This window comes from Neisseria sp. P0014.S009 (assembly GCF_051958155.1).
Taxonomy (GTDB): Bacteria; Pseudomonadota; Gammaproteobacteria; order Burkholderiales; family Neisseriaceae; genus Neisseria; species Neisseria flavescens_C.
On the sequence record NZ_JBQCVS010000103.1, the window covers coordinates 1 to 287 of the forward strand.

Genomic DNA, 287 nt, shown 5'->3' on the forward strand with positions numbered 1-287 from the left:
TGTTCTGTTAGGCTTACGTTGAGTCTTGTTGCAGGCTTGGCTGCTACGTAATGCGCTTCGAAAGTTGTAGGTTTGGCACAAATTTCTGTTTTTGCAAAACCGCCTACTTGGAGAGACGACAGGTATTCACCATTGACTTTGATATTGACTGCCGTTGGGTTTACGCCCGTATCGGCACGATAGAAAACCAATCCGGCTTGATTTGCCTGTAGCTTGATTTGGGATGATTGGTTATCAAAATTCGACCATTTGTTGTTGCTTAATGTACAGGCAGACAGCATAGATAC

General features: G+C 43.9%; 1 protein-coding gene. It reads right to left on the minus strand.

Going from position 1 to position 287, the window contains the following annotated elements; genetic code table 11:
- Window positions 1-287: hypothetical protein (locus tag ACTHS4_RS11865; RefSeq protein WP_440365984.1), on the minus strand; the 287-nt coding region annotated here is incomplete at both ends.